Origin of the sequence: Bacillus sp. 2CMS4F, assembly GCF_023161785.1 — a bacterium.
GTDB classification, from domain to species: Bacteria; Bacillota; Bacilli; order Bacillales; family Bacillaceae; genus Bacillus; species Bacillus halotolerans.
The window spans coordinates 13,871-32,511 of record NZ_JALNTO010000017.1 but is presented as its reverse complement, the minus strand read 5'-3'; the positions used below and the strand labels follow the sequence as shown (position 1 = coordinate 32,511).

17 protein-coding genes, 1 pseudogene and 1 riboswitch are annotated in these 18,641 nt (G+C 45.1%); of the genes and pseudogenes, 5 read left to right on the top strand and 13 right to left on the bottom strand.

Translation table 11 applies throughout. The features are described from left to right. Positions 1–70: 70 nt before the first annotated feature. From cshA to MTN95_RS18835, 3 genes are all read right to left on the bottom strand, one after another. Complete coding sequence (cshA, locus tag MTN95_RS18845) at positions 71–1,555, bottom strand: degradosome RNA helicase CshA (RefSeq protein WP_142389218.1); 1,485 nt, start codon at positions 1,553–1,555, stop codon at positions 71–73. Positions 1,556–1,978: 423 nt separating this feature from the next. Beyond that, positions 1,979–3,352, bottom strand: a complete 1,374-nt coding sequence (locus tag MTN95_RS18840) for a UDP-N-acetylmuramoyl-tripeptide--D-alanyl-D-alanine ligase (RefSeq protein ID WP_105991468.1) — start codon at positions 3,350–3,352, stop codon at positions 1,979–1,981. 74 nt (positions 3,353–3,426) lie between these two features. Continuing rightward, on the bottom strand, positions 3,427–4,512 hold the full coding sequence (locus MTN95_RS18835; RefSeq protein WP_024120289.1) for a D-alanine--D-alanine ligase: 1,086 nt from the start codon (positions 4,510–4,512) through the stop codon (positions 3,427–3,429). A gap of 153 nt (positions 4,513–4,665) precedes the next feature. On the opposite strand from MTN95_RS18835, the gene MTN95_RS18830 reads away from it, so the two are divergent. Continuing rightward, positions 4,666–4,986 carry a thioredoxin family protein gene (locus tag MTN95_RS18830; protein ID WP_202853092.1) on the top strand — a complete coding sequence of 107 codons (321 nt, stop codon included), beginning with the start codon at positions 4,666–4,668 and terminating at the stop codon, positions 4,984–4,986. Between the two features lie 14 nt (positions 4,987–5,000). Here the strand turns inward: MTN95_RS18830 and MTN95_RS18825 are convergent, their stop codons facing one another. Then, positions 5,001–5,873, bottom strand: coding sequence for a cation diffusion facilitator family transporter (locus tag MTN95_RS18825; RefSeq protein WP_248339677.1), 873 nt, complete (start codon positions 5,871–5,873; stop codon positions 5,001–5,003). Positions 5,874–6,122: 249 nt separating this feature from the next. Between MTN95_RS18825 and MTN95_RS18820 the strand changes: the two are divergent. Then, positions 6,123–6,288 (top strand): annotated as a pseudogene (locus MTN95_RS18820) (Fur-regulated basic protein FbpA). Continuing rightward, the gene (gene fbpB, locus MTN95_RS18815) at positions 6,275–6,421 is read left to right on the top strand and encodes a Fur-regulated basic protein FbpB (protein WP_010333101.1); all 147 of its coding nucleotides are present in this window, start codon (positions 6,275–6,277) and stop codon (positions 6,419–6,421) included. Before MTN95_RS18820 ends, fbpB begins: the two are co-directional and overlap by 14 nt. Before the next feature lie 28 nt (positions 6,422–6,449). On the opposite strand, the gene MTN95_RS18810 is transcribed toward fbpB, so the two are convergent. From MTN95_RS18810 to dctS, 9 genes are all read right to left on the bottom strand, one after another. Beyond that, complete coding sequence (locus tag MTN95_RS18810) at positions 6,450–7,592, bottom strand: acyl-CoA dehydrogenase family protein (RefSeq protein ID WP_105991472.1); 1,143 nt, start codon at positions 7,590–7,592, stop codon at positions 6,450–6,452. A gap of 128 nt (positions 7,593–7,720) precedes the next feature. Beyond that, positions 7,721–8,056, bottom strand: coding sequence for a hypothetical protein (locus tag MTN95_RS18805; RefSeq protein WP_003225151.1), 336 nt, complete (start codon positions 8,054–8,056; stop codon positions 7,721–7,723). Between the two features lie 95 nt (positions 8,057–8,151). Further along, positions 8,152–8,919 (bottom strand): ABC transporter permease, encoded by a 768-nt coding sequence (locus MTN95_RS18800; RefSeq protein ID WP_282459653.1) that lies wholly within the window; start codon positions 8,917–8,919, stop codon positions 8,152–8,154. After that, positions 8,912–9,838, bottom strand: a complete 927-nt coding sequence (locus MTN95_RS18795) for an ABC transporter ATP-binding protein (RefSeq protein WP_105955167.1) — start codon at positions 9,836–9,838, stop codon at positions 8,912–8,914. The genes MTN95_RS18800 and MTN95_RS18795 overlap by 8 nt, the downstream gene beginning before the upstream one ends. A 90-nt stretch (positions 9,839–9,928) precedes the next feature. After that, a complete protein-coding gene (locus tag MTN95_RS18790) occupies positions 9,929–11,167 on the bottom strand; it encodes a dicarboxylate/amino acid:cation symporter (RefSeq protein ID WP_105955168.1) in 1,239 nt (412 codons plus the stop codon). A 71-nt stretch (positions 11,168–11,238) separates the two neighbouring features. Then, a riboswitch (cyclic di-AMP (ydaO/yuaA leader) is annotated at positions 11,239–11,370 on the bottom strand. 49 nt (positions 11,371–11,419) lie between these two features. After that, positions 11,420–12,472 (bottom strand): AI-2E family transporter, encoded by a 1,053-nt coding sequence (locus tag MTN95_RS18785; protein WP_044161754.1) that lies wholly within the window; start codon positions 12,470–12,472, stop codon positions 11,420–11,422. A 149-nt stretch (positions 12,473–12,621) separates the two neighbouring features. Further along, entirely contained in the window at positions 12,622–13,887 is a 1,266-nt protein-coding gene (gene dctP, locus MTN95_RS18780) for a C4-dicarboxylate transporter DctP (RefSeq protein WP_059353128.1), read from the bottom strand. Positions 13,888–14,006: 119 nt separating this feature from the next. Further along, positions 14,007–14,687 carry a two-component system response regulator DctR gene (locus MTN95_RS18775; RefSeq protein ID WP_248339675.1) on the bottom strand — a complete coding sequence of 227 codons (681 nt, stop codon included), beginning with the start codon at positions 14,685–14,687 and terminating at the stop codon, positions 14,007–14,009. Next, a complete protein-coding gene (gene dctS / locus MTN95_RS18770) occupies positions 14,677–16,284 on the bottom strand; it encodes a two-component system sensor histidine kinase DctS (RefSeq protein WP_044161761.1) in 1,608 nt (535 codons plus the stop codon). Before dctS ends, MTN95_RS18775 begins: the two co-directional genes overlap by 11 nt. 71 nt (positions 16,285–16,355) lie before the next feature. On the opposite strand from dctS, the gene MTN95_RS18765 reads away from it, so the two are divergent. Continuing rightward, positions 16,356–17,408 carry a TRAP transporter substrate-binding protein gene (locus MTN95_RS18765; protein WP_105955172.1) on the top strand — a complete coding sequence of 351 codons (1,053 nt, stop codon included), beginning with the start codon at positions 16,356–16,358 and terminating at the stop codon, positions 17,406–17,408. 85 nt (positions 17,409–17,493) lie between these two features. Then, positions 17,494–18,315, top strand: coding sequence for a manganese catalase (locus MTN95_RS18760; RefSeq protein ID WP_248339674.1), 822 nt, complete (start codon positions 17,494–17,496; stop codon positions 18,313–18,315). The last annotated feature ends 326 nt before the right edge of the window (positions 18,316–18,641 follow it).

Sequence of the window (18,641 nt, the reverse complement as noted above, 5' to 3'; positions counted from 1 at the left end):
GGCATGAATTTTTGAACATAAAAAAAGCCCAAAACAACTCATGTTTTAGGCTCTTATATTCTTTACAGAATTAGTATGATTTTTTCTGGCGTCTGTCACCTGAAGAACGGCGATCGTTTGAACGCTTTTTATCATAGGAAGAACGGTTGTTGCTTTTCCCTTTACCGCCGCGGTAGCCGCCGCCTTGTCCGTCTCTGCGTTTGGAAGTGCGTTGGTTTTTGTAGCGTTTGCTGATCATCGGCGCTTCGTCTGTTAAGCGAACAGGCGTGCTGTCCGGCTCTTTTGTAGCCATTTTGATAGCCGCTGCAACCACTGTCACTGCATCATGATCTTCAAGCAGCTCAGCTGCCGCTGTCATGTAGAAGTTCAAGTTGTTTTCGCTGATTGTCGTACGAAGACGATCAACTGTAACCTGCTGCTGGCCTTCTAACGCTTCATCAAGTGTCGGCTCTTTCATGCGGTCCATTTTGCGTTTCGTTGTTTGTTCAATTGCGCGAAGCATGCTTTTCTCACGCGGTGTGATAAACGTCATCGCCATACCTGTTTTACCTGCGCGGCCTGTTCTTCCGATACGGTGAACATAGCTTTCAGGATCTTGAGGCACGTCGAAGTTGTACACGTGTGTAACACCTGAGATATCGAGTCCGCGAGCTGCAACATCAGTTGCAACAAGTACTTCGATTGCACCTTCTTTAAATTTGCGAAGCGCAACCATACGTTTCGCCTGCGTTAAATCACCGTGAATTCCTTCAGCTGCATATCCGCGAAGGTTCAGGGCTTCTGCCAGTTCATCAACACGGCGTTTTGTACGGCCGAATACAATCGCAAGCTCAGGAGACTGAATGTCAAGAAGACGAGTCAGTGTGTCGAACTTTTTACGTTCCTGTACTTCCAAATAGAACTGCTGAATGTTAGAAACAGTCATTTCTTTTGCTTTTACTTTTACGTGTTCAGGCTCAGTCATGAAACGTTCTGCAATGCGTTTGATCGGCGCTGGCATTGTAGCTGAGAACAGAAGCGTCTGATGCTCGCTCGGCACATTTGAAAGAATAGATTCGATGTCGTCGATGAATCCCATATTCAGCATTTCATCCGCTTCATCCATTACAACAGTATTTACATTGTTTAAACGAATAGTGCGGCGGTTAATGTGGTCAAGAAGACGTCCCGGTGTTCCGACAATGATATGCGGATTTTTCTTTAACGCCCGGATTTGTCGTCCAATATCCTGCCCACCGTAAATAGGAAGAACTTTCGCACGTTTATCTTGTCCGATTTTATATAATTCTTCAGATACTTGAATGGCTAATTCACGGGTTGGTGCGATTACGATTGCTTGAATATTAGGAGACTCGGGGTTAATTTTCTCAACAAGGGGTATACCAAACGCAGCTGTTTTACCTGTACCTGTTTGCGCTTGTCCAATGACATCTTTATTTGAAAGTCCGAGCGGAATCGTTTGTGCCTGAATCGGCGTTGCTTCTTCAAATCCCATACGGTTAATTGCCTTCATGAGATCAGAACTTAATTGAAAATCTTGAAACGTTATAGTCAAATTATTCAAACTCCTTCTAATTGCTGTTTCAGTAATGTCGTGATTTACCACTTAAAAACTGCCCTCCATGGAAAAAGGACAGGATCCTTACGTATACAAAGCCCGAATTACTTTAAGTTTTATCTTACCATTACACTACTTGTTTTTCAATAACGCGGTAAGCAGATCAGCATTTTGAATGCGCTCGCTGACCTGCTAACCAAATATGCCGGACGATGCCCAATCCCGCTCCTTGTGTCCGCGGAAAACCTAAGGTCAGCGGATGGCGGTCCGTACACATATTTTCGTATCGCGAAATAAACCTGTCATTATTGTACCATAGCCTCAGCCGGTCATACATACATTATTTCGGAGCGGCATACATTAGTGTCTACACATCATTTTTATTTTATGATTGCAATCTGCTTTTTTTCGCAGGATTTTTTAAGAAAACGGGCTCTCCATTAAATCTTTAACGATTTCTTCAAGCTTCATACCTCTTGACGCCTTGAATAAAATCAAATCTCCTTTTGATGCTTTATTCTTCAGGGCCTGAGTGAGATCTTTTTTGTCGCTGAAGTGGCTGATGCGTTCTTTGCCAAAATGTTCCATCGCACCTTCCGCGATAAATGCCCCCAGTTTTCCATACGTAAAGACGTGGTCAATTTTGTCCGGGCTGATCACAGCGCCGCATTCTTTATGGAACGTTTCTTCAAGATCGCCGAGTTCAAGCATGTCTCCGAGCACGACCATTTTCTTCCCGTATCCTTCAAGGCTTTCTGTCAGTTGGATTGCAGCCTTCATCGACGTCGGGCTCGCATTATAAGCGTCATTAATAATAGAAATGCCGCTGTCTGTTTTCATCAATTCAAGTCTCATGCCGGTGACCTTCAGGCCGCTTAATCCTTTTGCCGCATCCTCAGGCGTGATGCCGAAATAAGCCCCTGCGGCGATTGCCGCCATGGCGTTCATCACATTATGTTTGCCTAGTATAGGGATGAAAAACGTTTTTTCTATGCCTTTGATCGTAAAATGGGTTCCCGCTTCACTCTGGCTGACATCCCGCAGCTGATAATCGTTTTCCGCCCCAGTACCATACGTTTTCGTTTGGCAGCTGTAGTCCTTTTGCAAGAGCGGTTCGTCTCCGATATAAATCAGCACACCGTCTTCTTTCAGGCCGTTGATAATTTCCAGTTTCGCTTCCGCAATGCCTTCTCTTGAACCAAGATCCTGCATGTGGGATTCGCCGATATTTGTTATCACTGCCGCATCCGGATTTGCCAGGCGGCTCAGGAGGTCAATTTCTCCTTTTGCGCTCATTCCCATTTCCAGTACGGCAATTTCTGTATCTTCTGGCATCGCTAACACTGTAAGCGGCAGCCCGATATGGTTGTTGAAGTTTCCTCCTGTTTTATGGACGCGGTACCGCGTTTGCAGGACAGTGTGAATCATGTCTTTGGTCGTCGTTTTGCCGTTGCTTCCTGTTACCCCGATGACACGTGTGCCCAGCTCCTGTAAATAAGCTTTTGCAAGCTGCTGGAGCGCAGACAATGTATCTTCCACCAGAATCACAGCTTGATTCTCGGGCGGATTTGGTTCCGAGCGGTTCCACAGAACGGCAGACACACCAGCTTCAAAAGCCTGCGGCACAAAAGTGTGGCCGTTAAAATGCTCCCCTTTCAGCGGGATGAAAAGCTGATTGCTTTCCAGCTTTCTTGTATCTGTAGCAACTCCATGAATGACTGTATTTTCATATTGCGGGTTTGTCAGTGTGCCTTTGACCATTTCGGCAATTTTTTTTACGGTTCGCTTAATCAAGTAAGGTCCCTCTCTTTCTTTTGGTGATATACGGGAAAAGACACTGCCCTTTTACCGGCAGTGTCCGTCTTCATTTAGAATGTATGTTTAATCAATTGTTTTTCAGCGTGGCGTTCTTTAGCCAGCTCTACAAGCTGTTCAATGAGGTCAGCGTATTCAACTCCGGCTTCTTTCCAGAGAAGCGGGAACATGCTGAACGGTGTAAAACCAGGCATCGTGTTTACTTCATTGATCAGCACTTCGCCGTCAGCTGTCAGGAAAAAGTCCGCTCTGACAAGTCCTGAACCGTCAATTGATTTAAACGCTCTGATCGCCATGTCACTGATTTTCGCGTATTCCTCATCTGTTACAGTCGCAGGAATAATCAGGTCAGTGTCTCCATCCTCGTATTTCGCTTTGTAATCGTAGAAATCTGTCTTAGGTGCGATTTCTCCAACTGCAGAGCATTTAGGATCATCATTTCCGAGAACGCCGATTTCAATTTCGCGGCCGTTGATGCCTTCTTCGACTACGACTTTCCGGTCATATTGGAACGCCAGCTCAAACGCTTTTTGCAGTTCTTCACGGTTTCGGCATTTGCTGATTCCGACGCTTGAGCCAAGGTTGGCCGGCTTCACGAAGCAAGGGTAGCCCAATTCTTGTTCTACTTGCTCGCAGCTTTCTTCCGGAGAACGAGTCCAGTCTTTTTTAAGGAAGGCTGTGTATTTCGCCTGCGCAAGGCCGGCTTGCGCAAACAAATGCTTCATGACAACTTTATCCATACCAGCTGAGGAAGCGAGCACGCCGTTGCCGACATAAGGAATATTTAAAAGTTCAAGCATTCCCTGGATCGTTCCGTCCTCTCCGTTCGGGCCGTGCAGGAGCGGGAAGACGACATCAATTGCTTCATTTTGCTGTGACACTTCCTGCGGAAACATTTCCTGGTTGAGAGCAGATGGAGAAAAAGCAGTTCCGCCCTGCTCAAGCTGAAGCATTTTTACGTTGGAAACAGGCTCTGTTAAACGTGCGCCCCTTATCCATTCGCCTTTTTCAGTTATATAAATTGGATGTATATCAAACTTCTCAGTATTTAGCGCTTTTGTTACAGCCAGAGCTGTCTGAAGCGAAACATTATGTTCGGCTGACTTACCGCCGTACACTAATCCTAGACTTGTTTTCAATGGATACTCCCCCCACTACAATTCATCTTTACTATCTTATCACTTTCACAAGAAAATGATCTAATTATTTTTGGGCATGCTGAAGCTGAATGCATTTGTATGTAATTCCTTTTTATTTTATATTAAAATGGCATTGAAAAGGAGATGTGACAGATGAAAAAAATCACAACAAAAGAACAATTTAATGAATTGATTCAATCTGATAAAGAAATCATTGTAAAGTTTTATGCTGATTGGTGCCCTGACTGCACACGCATGAATATGTTCATCGGCGATATTTTGGAAACGTACAATCAAAACGATTGGTACGAGCTGAATAAGGACGAGCTTCCTGAACTGGCTGAAACATATCAGGTAATGGGTATTCCAAGCCTGCTCATTTTCAAAAATGGAGAAAAAACAGGCCATCTTCACAGCGCCAATGCCAAATCGCCTGAAGAAGTGACTGAATTCTTATCAGAACATATAAGCTAATTCGATAAGCAGCCCTATTTTATGTCGTCGGGCTCTACGTGAACATGAACATGAGTGACATCGTGTTCATGTTTTATTTTGTTTTCTACCTCATCTGCGACTTCATGGCCTTCCTCTACTGTCAGCTTCGGATCCACTGTAATGACCATCTCTATATGTACTGTGCTGCCCAAGTATCGCGCTTTCACGTCCTTAAGACGATGCACATTTTCTATCCGGCCGACAGTCTGTTTATAAGGCTCAAGATCTTTCAAATGAAACCCGTCCGTTAATGAATGCGAAGCGTCTTTGAAGATATCCCAGGCTGTCTTGCAAATGATAATTCCGATAATAAAAGCCGTAACCGGATCTATCCAGGCCAGCTGCAGCTGGGACGAAAAAACACCGATAAACGCTCCGGCACTGACAAATGCGTCTGACCTGCTGTCCTTCGCCGCCGCCATAAGTGCAGAGCTTTTAATGGATGCTGCGAGTCTTTTGTTATATAAATAGATGCCGTACATAAACACTGCACTGCCTAAAGCCGTCCACGCCGCGATAAGGCTTGGCGTTTCTGCTGTGCCGCCCGCAATCGCTTTTCCTCCGCCGATTAACACTTCAATTCCAACAGCCATCATAATAAAAGACGCAATAAGGGACGAAATTGTTTCAGCCCGATAATGGCCATATGGGTGGTCACTGTCAGCCGGCCTTTGGGAAATACGCAGTCCGATCAGCACCGCTATTGACGCCACAATATCTGTCCCATTGTTTAACCCGTCTGCTCTCAGCGCTTCAGAATGATACAGGACTCCGATTGTCAGCTTTACAGCAGCAAGAATGATATATGCCAAAATATTGAGGAGTGCTCCTTTTTCTCCCTTTTTAAGATTATCTGTCCTCCCCATTGAATACCAGCCTCCATTCTATTACATAGTATGGTTAAAAACATGAAAAATAGCAGCAGCGAATCTCAACGGGGAGGGAAATTTCGACAGCAAATTATTGCCCGGGAAACTTTTTGTCGATATGTTGAAGGTTTGCTTACTTACGAAAGAATAGGACTGTTTTCACCTTTACAGGCCGTGGCGGACATTGTATACTGAGGTTAATTGATAATGATTATCAATATCGTTTGATTGGAGGTTGGTGACACAATGACACCTCAGTCTGCAGAAATCAGAAAAAAGCATCTCATTCATCTGTTAATACAGAATGGTATATACAAAAAGTCAAAGCGTCATTTGTATGAATTGTCGCTGATGGAGCTGGAAAGTGAATACAAAACATTGTCAGGAGGCGCCAGGGCATGCCAAAGCGTAAAATAAAAACCTACCAACAGCTGATCCAGGAAAACAAAGAGGCGATCATGGGCAATCCAAAGCTGATGAACGTCATTTACGACAGAATTGACCGCAAGCATCAGAAGAATCTTCAGGAACAAAACAATACATAAAAAAGAGCCGGCAAAGGCTCTTTTTTATTTAATGAAAGGCTTCTGCGGCCAGCTTTTGAATGACCGCGTCGTCCATCGGCGGGTTATGGAGACCGGCGCGCACATCCCGGTAATAGCGCTGTAGCGGATTGGTGCGTTCGAGGCTTTTGGCCCCTGCAATTCTCATCGCTTTGTCTACAACAGAAAGCGCGGCGTTTGTGACGATATGTTTTGCCGCACCGAGCTCACTCTTCAAGTAAGGGCGGCGCTCCGGATCGTCATACAATTCAGCCGCATGAAAAAGAAAGTGTCTGGCATTCAGCAGTTCAAGCTCCATTTCGCCTGTTCTTTGCTGAACGGCCGGGACATCCTTGATCGGCCCCTTCAAACTATTTGGCGAATACTCGGAGGCAAAGCGCACCGCATAGTCTCTAGCAGCTTGAGCCACGCCGAGATAAACCGCCGGAATATGGAGCAGCCAGCCATTTGGCTTTGCTCCCCGCGGCCCTTGAAGCAGCTCCACCAGTTTATTGTCCTCAAGCGTTACCTCGTTTAATACAAGATCATGGCTGCCCGTAGCCCGCATCGCCATCATATCCCATGTTTCTTCAATTGATACACCAGGATCATTTTTATGAACCAACACGACACCTGTTGTTTGTTTTTCTTCAATCCATGCCGTCACTAAAAAATAATCAAGCGCTTGCGACATTGTCGTAAACGTTTTTCTTCCATTCACCACCCATTTGCCGTCCTTTTTGACGGCGGCAGTCCCGGGGCGTCCTCCCCTGGTCGGGCTCCCGGTTTTCGCTTCTGTCGCTGCTCTATTGATCACGGCGCCGTTTTGAACTTCCTTTGCGATAAACGCAAACACATCTTCATCCCAGCTGTTTCCTTCTCCGAGCTCTCCCATCACGCTTAAATGCCAGCCGATGCTCAGAGCTGCAGGAGCATCTCCCCGTGCAAGCCGCTCTTGAAAAAGCAGCATGTCGTAAACAGACATTCCTGCTCCTCCATGGGATTTTGGCACGGTTATCGCCGTATATCCCGAATCACGCAGTTTTTGTATTTTTTCGGCAGGAAATCGTCCCTGTTCATCATCCTCAGCGGCTGTTTGCTGAAATTCATCCGCTAGCTGTCCTATTTTCTCTATCCATTGCCGCTGTTTTTCGTTCCGTACAAATAATGACATCCGGCAGCCCCCCATTTTTTCAATTCCGATAAATTTAATATGTATTATAGATTTCCAGCCATGATTCCGCAACTGTTAACAATTTGTCCACGATAGAAAAACACGCCGTTCCCGAGGGAACAGCGTGTTTAAACCGGATTTGCATCCCGGTCTTGTTTCATACCGAGATAAATAAGCATATAAGTCAGGTAACCCATTGTCATGACCAATCCGCCGAAGAAAAAGCTTGAGAAAATCGGCTCTTCAAAGGCAGTAACTGCCGCAAGCACAATCCAGCTTGCATACAGATAAATGATAAAATAACGGATACCCGTCTTCATTTTATATATCATGTACAGCCCCACGAGAGAAAACAACCCCAGCGCGAGCCTGAAATATACAAGATGTTCAAACTGAAACATGAATGACACAAATGAGAATCCAAGCAGCAATACAATCGGTAAAGCGGTAATAAAGTTCCTCAATTCGAGACACCTCCGTCAGTACCTTTATTATAAACCAATTCATCGAATGATATTGATTTACGTGAGCTTTTTCACAAAAATGTCATTCCTTGCCTTTAAATTCGAACATCCCGTTTGCAGAAACTCCACCAGGCAACGGCAATGAAGAAAACAGCATGAATCACAATAATCCCAACAGAGAACAATGGCGTCATGCCTGAAAACAGAGCCGTTTGTCCGCTTTTGTACTGAGTGAAGTCCGTGTTTGCAAAAAGCAAAAAGCTTCCCCATTTGTTTTCAAACAGCTTCATGATTTGCACAAGTGAACTTGCTCCATATAAAACGACAAAAGAAACAACAACTGAAATGGCACTGTTGCGGAACAGTGATGAACAAAGCAAACCGAATAATCCCATCAGCACCGCTTCAAGCCAGTTTGTGCCGATTAGCTCCAATGTGTTGATGAACAATGTTTTTGATTCAGATGTCACGGACATACCAAAAAAGACAAGACCGAATAATAAAGCCAGAATGTAGTATGCCAGATAAAGATAGAAGCTGACCATTACAACTGTCATTAGTTTCGACCAAAAGACCTTTTGCCGCTTGACCGGGCGAATAAGCAGAAATTTGATTGTCTTTTTATCAAATTCATTAGAAATAATCGTTGCTGCAATGACAATGGTTAACGCCTGCAACAGGATATTCAGGCTCGGTGTATAGGAAAAGTAGCCGATGAAATTTTCGTCAGTTCCGGCACTGATAACGATCCGTTTAATGATCAGCGCCATGAAAAATTGAAAAACGGCCATCAATATAAGCGAAACAAATGTGACTTTCCGATTAAAGAGTTTCATATGTTCATTCCATATTAATTTAGACAAGCTCTTCTCCCTCCTCTTGATGAGCGGTTGTCGCTTTTATAAATTCGTCTTCCAGTGACTGCGTATAAGGCATAATTGAAAATACGTTCAGTCCTTGTCCGACTAGTGAGCGGTTCAGCTCTGGTATATTTTCTTTCGCTATATCCACCACGATGGAGCCGTCTTTACGTTCAGCTGTGTACTCGTTGCCCATCAGCCAATCGAGCGCTTTTTCCGCCGGCTGCACTTCAATAACGGCTTTCTCCGTTTTCTGACCGGCTCCATTCAGGCTTACTTCTGCTTTGATCTCGCCTTTTTGTATGATGATCACACGGTCACACAGGTCTTCAACTTCACGCAATAAATGAGTGGCGAATAAAACCGCTGTTCCTTCCTCTTCAGCGAGCTCCTTAATATGATCGCGAAAATCCTTCATACCGGCAGGATCAAGACCGTTTGTCGGCTCATCTAAAATGAGAAGCTTCGGCCGGTGAAGAATCGCCTGAGCAATGCCGAGACGCTGGCGCATGCCGAGGGAGTAGGTTTTCACTTTATCATCAATCGCTGATGTCAGCCCGACTCGTTCCACCACTTCGTCCAGTCTTTCATCAGTTATCTTTTTGTGCATATTTGCAAAGTGTTTGAGGTTTTCCCAGCCTGACAGGTACGGGTAAAACTCAGGGTTTTCAACGATCGCGCCGACAGCTTCCATCGCTTGTTCGAACTCAGTATCATGCTTGAATCCGTTGATGGCCACGCTTCCGCTGTTTTGTTTTAACAGTCCGACGATGATGCGGATGAGTGTCGTTTTTCCGGAACCGTTCGGACCGAGAAGACCGATAATCTCTCCCTGCCTGACGTCCATGCTGATCTGTTTTAAAATCTGTTTAGACCCTATTTTTTTATCAAGGCCTTCAATATGTAAAATCGGCTCAGCCATAAAGCCTTCCTCCTTTTTTCGACAAAAATAAACAGTGCCTAAAAATAGGCACTGTTTGTATTATAGCATTTGTTGCTTCCAAATGTTTGGTTAAACCGATAGAGTCGGTGCTTGCTCCGGCTGTTTGTTCTTTTCTGTTTCTGTAATGATGACGGCACAGGCCGCGTCTCCTGTTGTGTTGACCACTGTGCGAAGCATATCTAGCAAGCGGTCTATTCCGAGGATCAATCCGATCCCCTCAACAGGCAAGCCGACTGATTGAAGCACCATAGCGAGCATAATCAAACCGACTCCCGGAACACCCGCAGTTCCCACACTTGCTAATACAGCCGTCAATATCACCATCAGCAATTGCGTAAATGTAAGATCATGTCCGAATACCTGTGCAATGAAGATGGTGGCCACCCCTTGCATAATGGCTGTCCCGTCCATGTTAATCGTCGCCCCGAGCGGCTGAACGAAGCTGCTGATCGGCTCAGGCACTTTTAGTTTTTTCTGGGCTACATCCATTGATACCGGAAGCGTTGCATTGCTGCTTGAGGTACTGAACGCAACGACCATAACTTCTGAGAAATCTTTAAAGAATGTAATCGGATTTCTTTTTGCTAAAAGAGCCACTGTTGAACCGTAAGTGACGATTGCATGTATGACAAGAGCCAGCGTAACAACAATCATGTACAGCCCCATCGCTTTTATTGCACTGAATCCCTGGCTGCCGATAGCTGTCGCAATGAGACCAAACGTGCCGTATGGCGCAAACTTCATGACTAGGTTGACCAGATACATCATCAGTTCATTGCCCTGCTCCACAACTTTCAAAAGCATATCCGCTTTTTTGCCTAGCATCGTAATCCCGAGTCCGACAAAAATGGAAAACACGATAATCTGGAGCATATTTCCTTCGGTCATCGCTTGAACAGGATTGGCCGGAATCATGTTCAGAAGTGTGTCAGCAACACTCGGCGCTTCTTCTGCCTCGAATTTAGCGGATGAGACATCATAAGTGCCGAACTCACCCGGCTTAATGACAAGCGCCAGTATAAGCCCGATCGTAATCGCCACCGCTGTCGTGATGAGAAAATAAGAAATGGCCTTCACACCGATTCTGCCAAGCTTTTTAGGATCGCCAAGCCCGGCAACTCCTAATGTAAGAGAGAAAAAAACAATCGGCACGACAAGCATTTTAATGAGGTTTAAAAAGATGGTGCCAAGAGGCACGAATACAAACTTATTCAAATTTTCAAATAATTCAGGTGATGTTACGTTAAGAATAATCCCCGTGACGGCACCCAGAACCAATGCAATGATGATCTTTGTTGCCAGTTTCATCCGCATTCCTCCTTTTTTTGAAAAAAGCCCGCGAGAGATCCCGCGGGCTTTGGCTGTATCATAAAACCACAGGATTCTCTCTTCACGCTGATGAGGTTAGCTGCCGGGTTCGGACGAAGAGATGTCCGTTTTTCAGATGAAAAATGAACCCCAAACGATTGGGTCCCCCACTCCTTTTAAAAAGGATTAAGCGTGTGGCTTACTATTGTATGTTGTAGTTTTATTTATACAGAAAATATCCAATTTTGTAAACTATTTTTTGTTACTTTTCTCTCGGGGTCTTTTAGGCCCATTTTCCTTGTTGGTCACATCAAGAATATCAAGGAGAAATACAAAGATCGGAATCCCGATAATTAAGCCCCAAATGCCGAGAAAGTGCTCAGAAAAAATCAGGACTGTAAATGTGAAAAAGATCGGCAGCTCTGTTTTCGCTGACATCAGCTTCGGATTGAGGAAATATGTCTCAATCGCATGAATGGCGAAAATGACGAGCACAATGTAGAGCACATACATTCCGCCGCCTGTGCTGTATGCAATAATACTGAGCGGGATCAAGGAGATGACAACGCCTGCTACCGGGATCAATCCGAGAAAGAAAACCATGATGGACAGCCCCAACAGCTGAGGGAAGTGCATAATCCAGAGCGCAATAAAAGTCAGTATGCAGTTCACGAGTGCGATGATAAATTGTGCCTCAAGCACCTTGCCGAACGTTCTCGCGAATTTACCTCCGAAAAAAGCAATCTCATTATAAAAAACAGCAAGCTTGCTCGTTTTAAACTGCTCCATAAATTCAGACAGCCGTTTTTTCTCGAATAAGAAGAACATGCTGAGAATGAGCGCCATCACGATCTGCAAGCCGAATGTGCTGATATCGGCCAGATACGTATAAAGTACATTGAAACCCTCTTTGACATACGAACTGATATTAATATCTCCGAAAACACTTGTGATCTCATCAAAGAAAGGAATGCTGCTTGGATGATACGCAATATGTTTAATCTGCTTGATCAGCTGCTGAATCTGTGCGGCAACGACCGGATAAAACACAAACCCTCCGACTGTAAGCAGCACGGCCAGCAAAATGTAGAGAAACGTAATGACAACCCGCTGGCTCACGCGGAAGAACCGGCTTAAAAACTGCCGGACGACAAGCTCCAAACGATCCATAAGAAATGTGAAAATGAAGGTCAGCAATATTAAGTTGATCATGCTCTTAAATAGATATAACACACCAGTTAACACGACAAAGATGGAAAAACGCCTTACTCCCGGGTGCTGAAAAAATTTTACTAAAGCGGCCATTTATACACTCCTGTTAGGACAAACGTCCTTCATTCAATATAGTATCCATTTGTAAATTATATAACAAAAAAATGCTGAGGTCTCTGTCCTCACCTTAATTATTCTTAAACAATTAAAAAAACGGCCCCATGAATGGGCCGTTCTTTTTTTCAGACTGCTGTTTTCATTTTTTTCATGCCTTCCACAGCCTCCACGCTTTTTGCTTCATCGAATTCTTTTTCGCTTTTTGCAACGATAATTGTGGCGATTCCGTTTCCGATCAGGTTCACAATCGCTCTTCCTTCACTCATGAAACGGTCGACACCAAGCAGAAGCGCAAGACCCTCAAGCGGAATGACCTGAAGTGCTGACAGCGTTGACGCAAGAACGATAAATCCGCTTCCTGTCACACCGGCTGCCCCCTTCGAAGTCAGCATCAGAACGAGGATAATCGTAATTTGCTGGCCGATGCTGAGATCCACTCCAAACACTTGAGCCAGAAAGACAGTCGCCATTGATAAATAAATGGATGTTCCGTCAAGGTTAAACGAATAGCCGGTCGGAATAACAAGCCCGACGACTGATTTCGAACAGCCGTAGCGTTCCATTTTATCCATCATTCTCGGGAGAACCGATTCTGAAGAGCTTGTGCCGAGCACGATGAGAAGCTCATCTTTGATGAAGCGCAGGTAGTTCCACAGGCTGAATCCGTATAGCTTGCAGATGATATTTAAAACAACAAACACGAACAGGAACATTGTGATATACACGGACAGCATTAAGCTGGCAAGCGGCTTGATGGAATCGAGGCCGAAGTGCCCGATCGTATACGCCATCGCTCCGAATGCACCGATTGGAGCGGCACGCATAACGTAGCCGATAATTTTGAAAAAAACATGTGAAACTTTATCAAAGAAATCAATGACGCTTTTCCCTTTTTCACCTAATGCCGCTAGACCGACTCCGAAAAGAATGGAAAAGAATAAGACCTGCAAAATATCCCCTTTTGCGAAGGCATCAACCATGTTGGACGGTACGATGTGTGTGACAAATTCAACCCAGTCGATCCCCTGACCGCCATTTTGGGTGTATTGTGAGACATCTCCCTTTTCAAGCTTGCTGTAATCGAGGCCCGCACCCGGCTTCATAATATTGACGACAAATAAACCGATAATGAGTGCAAGGGTCGTAACAACCTCGAAATAAATAAATGCTTTTCCCCCTACTTTTCCAACCTTCTTCATATCGCCCATTTTTGCAATCCCGAGAACGATTGTGAAGAAAATGATTGGAGCGATCACCATTTTTACAGCGTTGATAAAGGTATCGCCAAGCGGTTTCATTTCTTTGCCGACATCCGGCCAAACCAATCCGACAATGACCCCGATGATGACCGCGGTTATGACTTGAACTGTTAAATTTTTAAACAGTTTCATATTCTTCCTCCCCCTGTCCTAGTCGCCTTTGTGTCTTTCTTACTAGAATGATAGCGTTTTCATTAGGGGTGGGGAAGTTTATGTTCATAACGGACATTTTGGTCTTTTTGGTCTCAGGTTTACACTTTAAATATGTAGCGGTTGACGGGGCGTCCGACTCCTCCGTACTGAACATCAAGCTGAATTGTTCCATTCTTTTCGAGATAATCAAGATAGCGTCTCGCTGTCACTCTGGCGATGCCGAGAGCCTTGGCAACCTCTTCAGCAGAAAGAGGTAACGTTTGCTGCTTCAAAAAAGCAATGAGCTCATTCATCGTAAAATGATTCAACCCCTTCGGCAGATCCTGTACGGCCTGCTGCGGGATATTGAGGATGGCATCAAGCTGATCCTGGGACAGCGTGTCGTTTTCCTGTATTTTTTGTTTATACCGCTTATATTTTTCAAGCGCCTGTCTCATGCGTTCGAGCTTAAACGGTTTTAAGATATAGTCAACTGCCCCATTTTGCAGCATAAGAGCAATTGTTTCCTTGTCTTTTGCAGCGGATACGACGATGACATCAACCTCAAGCTTTTGCTTTCTGATCTCCTGCAACGTTTTGATCCCGTCTTTTTTCGGCATGTACACATCCAGAATCACGAGTTCGGGCTGATTTTCTTTGATCAGCTTGATGCCTTCATCCCCGTTCCCCGCTTGCGCGCAGACGGTAAAGCCATTAACGGTTGTTATGAAATCCTTATTGACTTCCTGAACCATCGGATCGTCTTCAATGAGCAGAACCTTGATTTCCTTACGAGCCATGCTGCGCTTCCTCCCCCTTCATCGGAAAAACGATTGAAAAAGACGTTCCCTGTCCCGGGTGTGAATCGACCTCTATCGCACCCGATCCTTTGTCTGTTATTTGCTTGACTAAATAGAGGCCATAGCCTGTGCCGCCTGTTTTATTCACTGTAAATCCTTTTTCATAAAGGTACGGCATATGTGTGTGTTGAATCCCGCATCCGTTGTCTTCTATTAAAATCGCAAGGATATCCTCCGTTTGTTCAATGCTGATGTCAATTCGTTTGTCATCAGACTGAACGGTTTCAAACGAGCCGAAGGCATTTTCAATCAGGTTGCCGAGAAGCACAACGATATCATGCTGGTCAACATGCTCGGGAAATTGCTGCAGGCTGCTGTTTTCATCAATATGCACAGCAATGCCGAGCTCTTTTCCCCTTCTGATTTTACTTAACAAAAGCCCCGCCGCGGCGTCATTTTGAATGGAGCGATGCAGAAACTCAGTGACGTTTTCCTGCTCGGTTGAAGTCTGAAACGCCAGCTGCAGCGCTTTTTCAGATTTCCCGAGCTGGATCAGGCCTGCGATGGTATGGAGCTTGTTCATATGCTCATGATTTTGGACGCGGAGCGCTTCGACAAAGTTTTTGACACCCGTCAATTCCTCTGCCATCTTGGCTGCTTCCGTTCTGTCCTGAAAAATCGCGACGGCGCCGATGACTTTTTTCTTCATGACGATCGGAATCCTGCTGCTCATGATGACCTTTCCGCTCACACGAATTTCTTCATTATAAACCGCCTTGTTCCGTTCCACGATTTCAGGCAAGCGCGAATCCTTGAGTACATCCCAAATCACCTTTCCGACCAGATCGCCCTGCACCTCAAAAATCTGTTTGGCTTTTTCATTAAATATTGTGATGATATGCCGGTTGTCAATGGCGATCACGCCTTCGTTCATAGAGTGAAAGGTAGCGGTTCGCTCTTCATACATTCTGACAATCTCATGGGGCTCGAGCTGAAACATTTGTTTTTTGATATGACGGGCCAGCAGGAACGAACCCGCCAGGCCGAACCCGAGTGTCAGCACTACGATGAAGGCGATATCCCTTCTTAAATGAAACAATATATCAGCCATCCCCGGCAGTGTTTTTCCAACGAGTACTACGCCGACCTGGTTCAAATCCTGATCCTTTACCGGATAAAAGGCCCGGACAGCCGTCCCGATCTCGCCCGTTGCTTCTGAGAAATAAATGTGCTCCGCAAACGCAGCTTCTTCATCTGCACCCTTTGACTTTTTCCCGATGTTTGTGGTGACAGGATGAGTATAGCGAATGTGATCCATGTCCATGACGACAATGTAGTCTGCTTCATTGATCATCCGGATCTCTTCAACCGCATGCCGGACGGCTTCTGTTTGTTCTTTTCGTGATAACGCCTCTTTCACTTCGGTCATCTCCGACACCGTCCGAGCCGTATTCATCAGCCGTTTTTTCAGCTCCCTTTCCTCTGTATGCTGAATATTGCCTATGAGCACAATGCCGCCAATCAAAAAGGAGAAAATGACGAGTATGTAAGAAAGGATCGTGATTTTCCAGCGGATTGAGAGCTTTTTTTTGTTCATCAGCTTCTCCTTTCAGGTCTTTACGAATCATATCTGCCCCATTATTCTTAACATAAGGGAGGGGGCTTTTCATGAAGAGTTTGCTTGCATGTCTCGGTCTGATGATCGCCGGAATTGCAACCGCTTTATTTATCGGATTCCATGACCGTTCAAACGGCGAAGAGATTGTGTATGATGACGATCAGGAAGGCTTACAGGATCAAATCGTATTCAAATTCAGCCACGTTGTTGCTGAAAACACGCCAAAAGGGCTGGCCGCCAACAAATTCGCCGAGCTCGTAAACGAGAAATCAGGCGGGAAAATGAAAATTGAAGTGTTCCCGAATGGAAGCCTGTATTCGGACATTGAAGAAATCGAAGCATTGCAAAATGGCGACGTGCAATTTATCGCCCCCTCCACATCGAAGCTCGGTATGCTCTCTCCTGAATGGGGAGTTCTTGATCTTCCGTATGCATTTACAGACTATGATGCGGTTAAAAAAGGGCTGCACGGAACAATTGGAACACAGCTGTTTGATTCTTTAAAGAAAAATCAATTAAAAGGCCTGGCGTACTGGACAAACGGCTTTAAGCAAATCACCACGAATCAAGGTCCGGTCAAAACCCCGGATGATTTAAAGGGACAAGACCTGCGCATTATGCAAAGTAATGTAATAGAGGACCAGTTCAAACTGCTTGGTGCAGCACCCCACCAGGAATCTTTCAATGCTACTTTTCAGCTGTTAGAAAACAATATAGTAGACGGCGAGGAAAATACAATCTCAAACATCTATTCTAAAAAATTTTATAATGTTCAAGACTATTTGACAATAAGCAGCCACGGTTACCTCGGCTACGCTGTGATGACTGATGAGCATTTCTGGAACGCGCAAACACCGGAAACAAGACGCATTCTGACGGAAGCGATGCAGGAAACGACAGAGTGGAATGAAACGTATGCCGAAGAAATGAACAAGGAGCAGCTGGAAGAAATCAAAAAACATTCTTCTATTACAATCTACGAGCTGTCAGATAAAGAGAAAAAAGATTGGATGAAGCGCCTTGATCCTGTTTACCGGAAGTACGAGCCCATCTTCGGCCGGAAGCTGATTCAGGAGCTTCTGGAGCTGCGCAAGGATTCGTAGAACCCATCTCAATACGCTGTTTTTCGTTTATCTTTATTCCCATCGGAAATATAGAAAGAGAGACACGAAAAAAGGAGATGGGTACATGTTTAAACATACGAAAATGCTGCAGCATCCTGCTAAGCCAGATCGTCCAGATCCATTATTCGCTAAAAAAATGCAAGAAATTTTAGGCGGGCAATTCGGAGAAATTTCTGTTGCCATGCAGTACTTATTTCAAGGCTGGAATACAAGAGGAAATGAAAAATACAAGGATTTGCTGATGGATACGGCAACTGAAGAAATCGGGCACGTTGAAATGATCGCTACCATGATCGCCAGACTTCTTGAGGATGCCCCGCTTGATGAACAGGAAAAAGCGGCTGATGATCCGGTCATCGGTTCCATCATGGGAGGCATGAATCCTCACCATGCAATTGTATCAGGACTAGGCGCCATGCCGGAAAGCAGTACAGGCGTACCATGGAGCGGAGGCTACATCGTAGCGAGCGGAAACCTGCTGGCAGACTTCCGCGCCAATCTGAATGCGGAATCACAAGGCCGTTTACAGGTTGCACGCCTGTTTGAAATGACGGATGACAAAGGCGTCAAAGACATGCTCAGCTTCCTGCTAGCGCGTGACACAATGCACCAAAACCAATGGCTGGCCGCCATTAAAGAATTAGAAGTACAGGAAGGTCCGGTTGTGCCGGGTACATTCCCGAAAGCGCTCGAGAAACAGGAATTCTCTCATCAGCTTATCAATTTCTCTGAAGGTGAAGAAAGCGCCGAGCAAAACTGGCTGAAGGAGAAAGCCCCGGACGGAGAAGCGTTTGAATATGTGAACGAAGCAAAAGCTTTTGGAGAAAAGCCGGAATTGAAGCCAGCTCCTCCTTTTGTTCATAATACGCTTCCTGGGCGTGAGTAAGAGGCTATCATAAAAAGGATAGATCACTCCAGCGGTGATCTATCTTTTTTTGTGCGTTTTCTGCCGCTCAAGCATCTCCAGACGATTGCCAAATGGATCTGAAAAATAGAATCTGTCCGTTCCCGGAAGTCAATGATCTCAATTCCATTTAACTGCAAATGTTCTTTTAACCCTTCAATCTTCACAATCTCACATGCAGGGTGTGCTTTTTTGCGGGTACAAAAGGTTCATCTATCTTGCCCGTTCCAAATGTGAACCAGACTCCGCCTCTGGCTTTTAACGCATCAGGTTTTTGAAGATCGCCGTAAAATCGTCCACAGCATTTT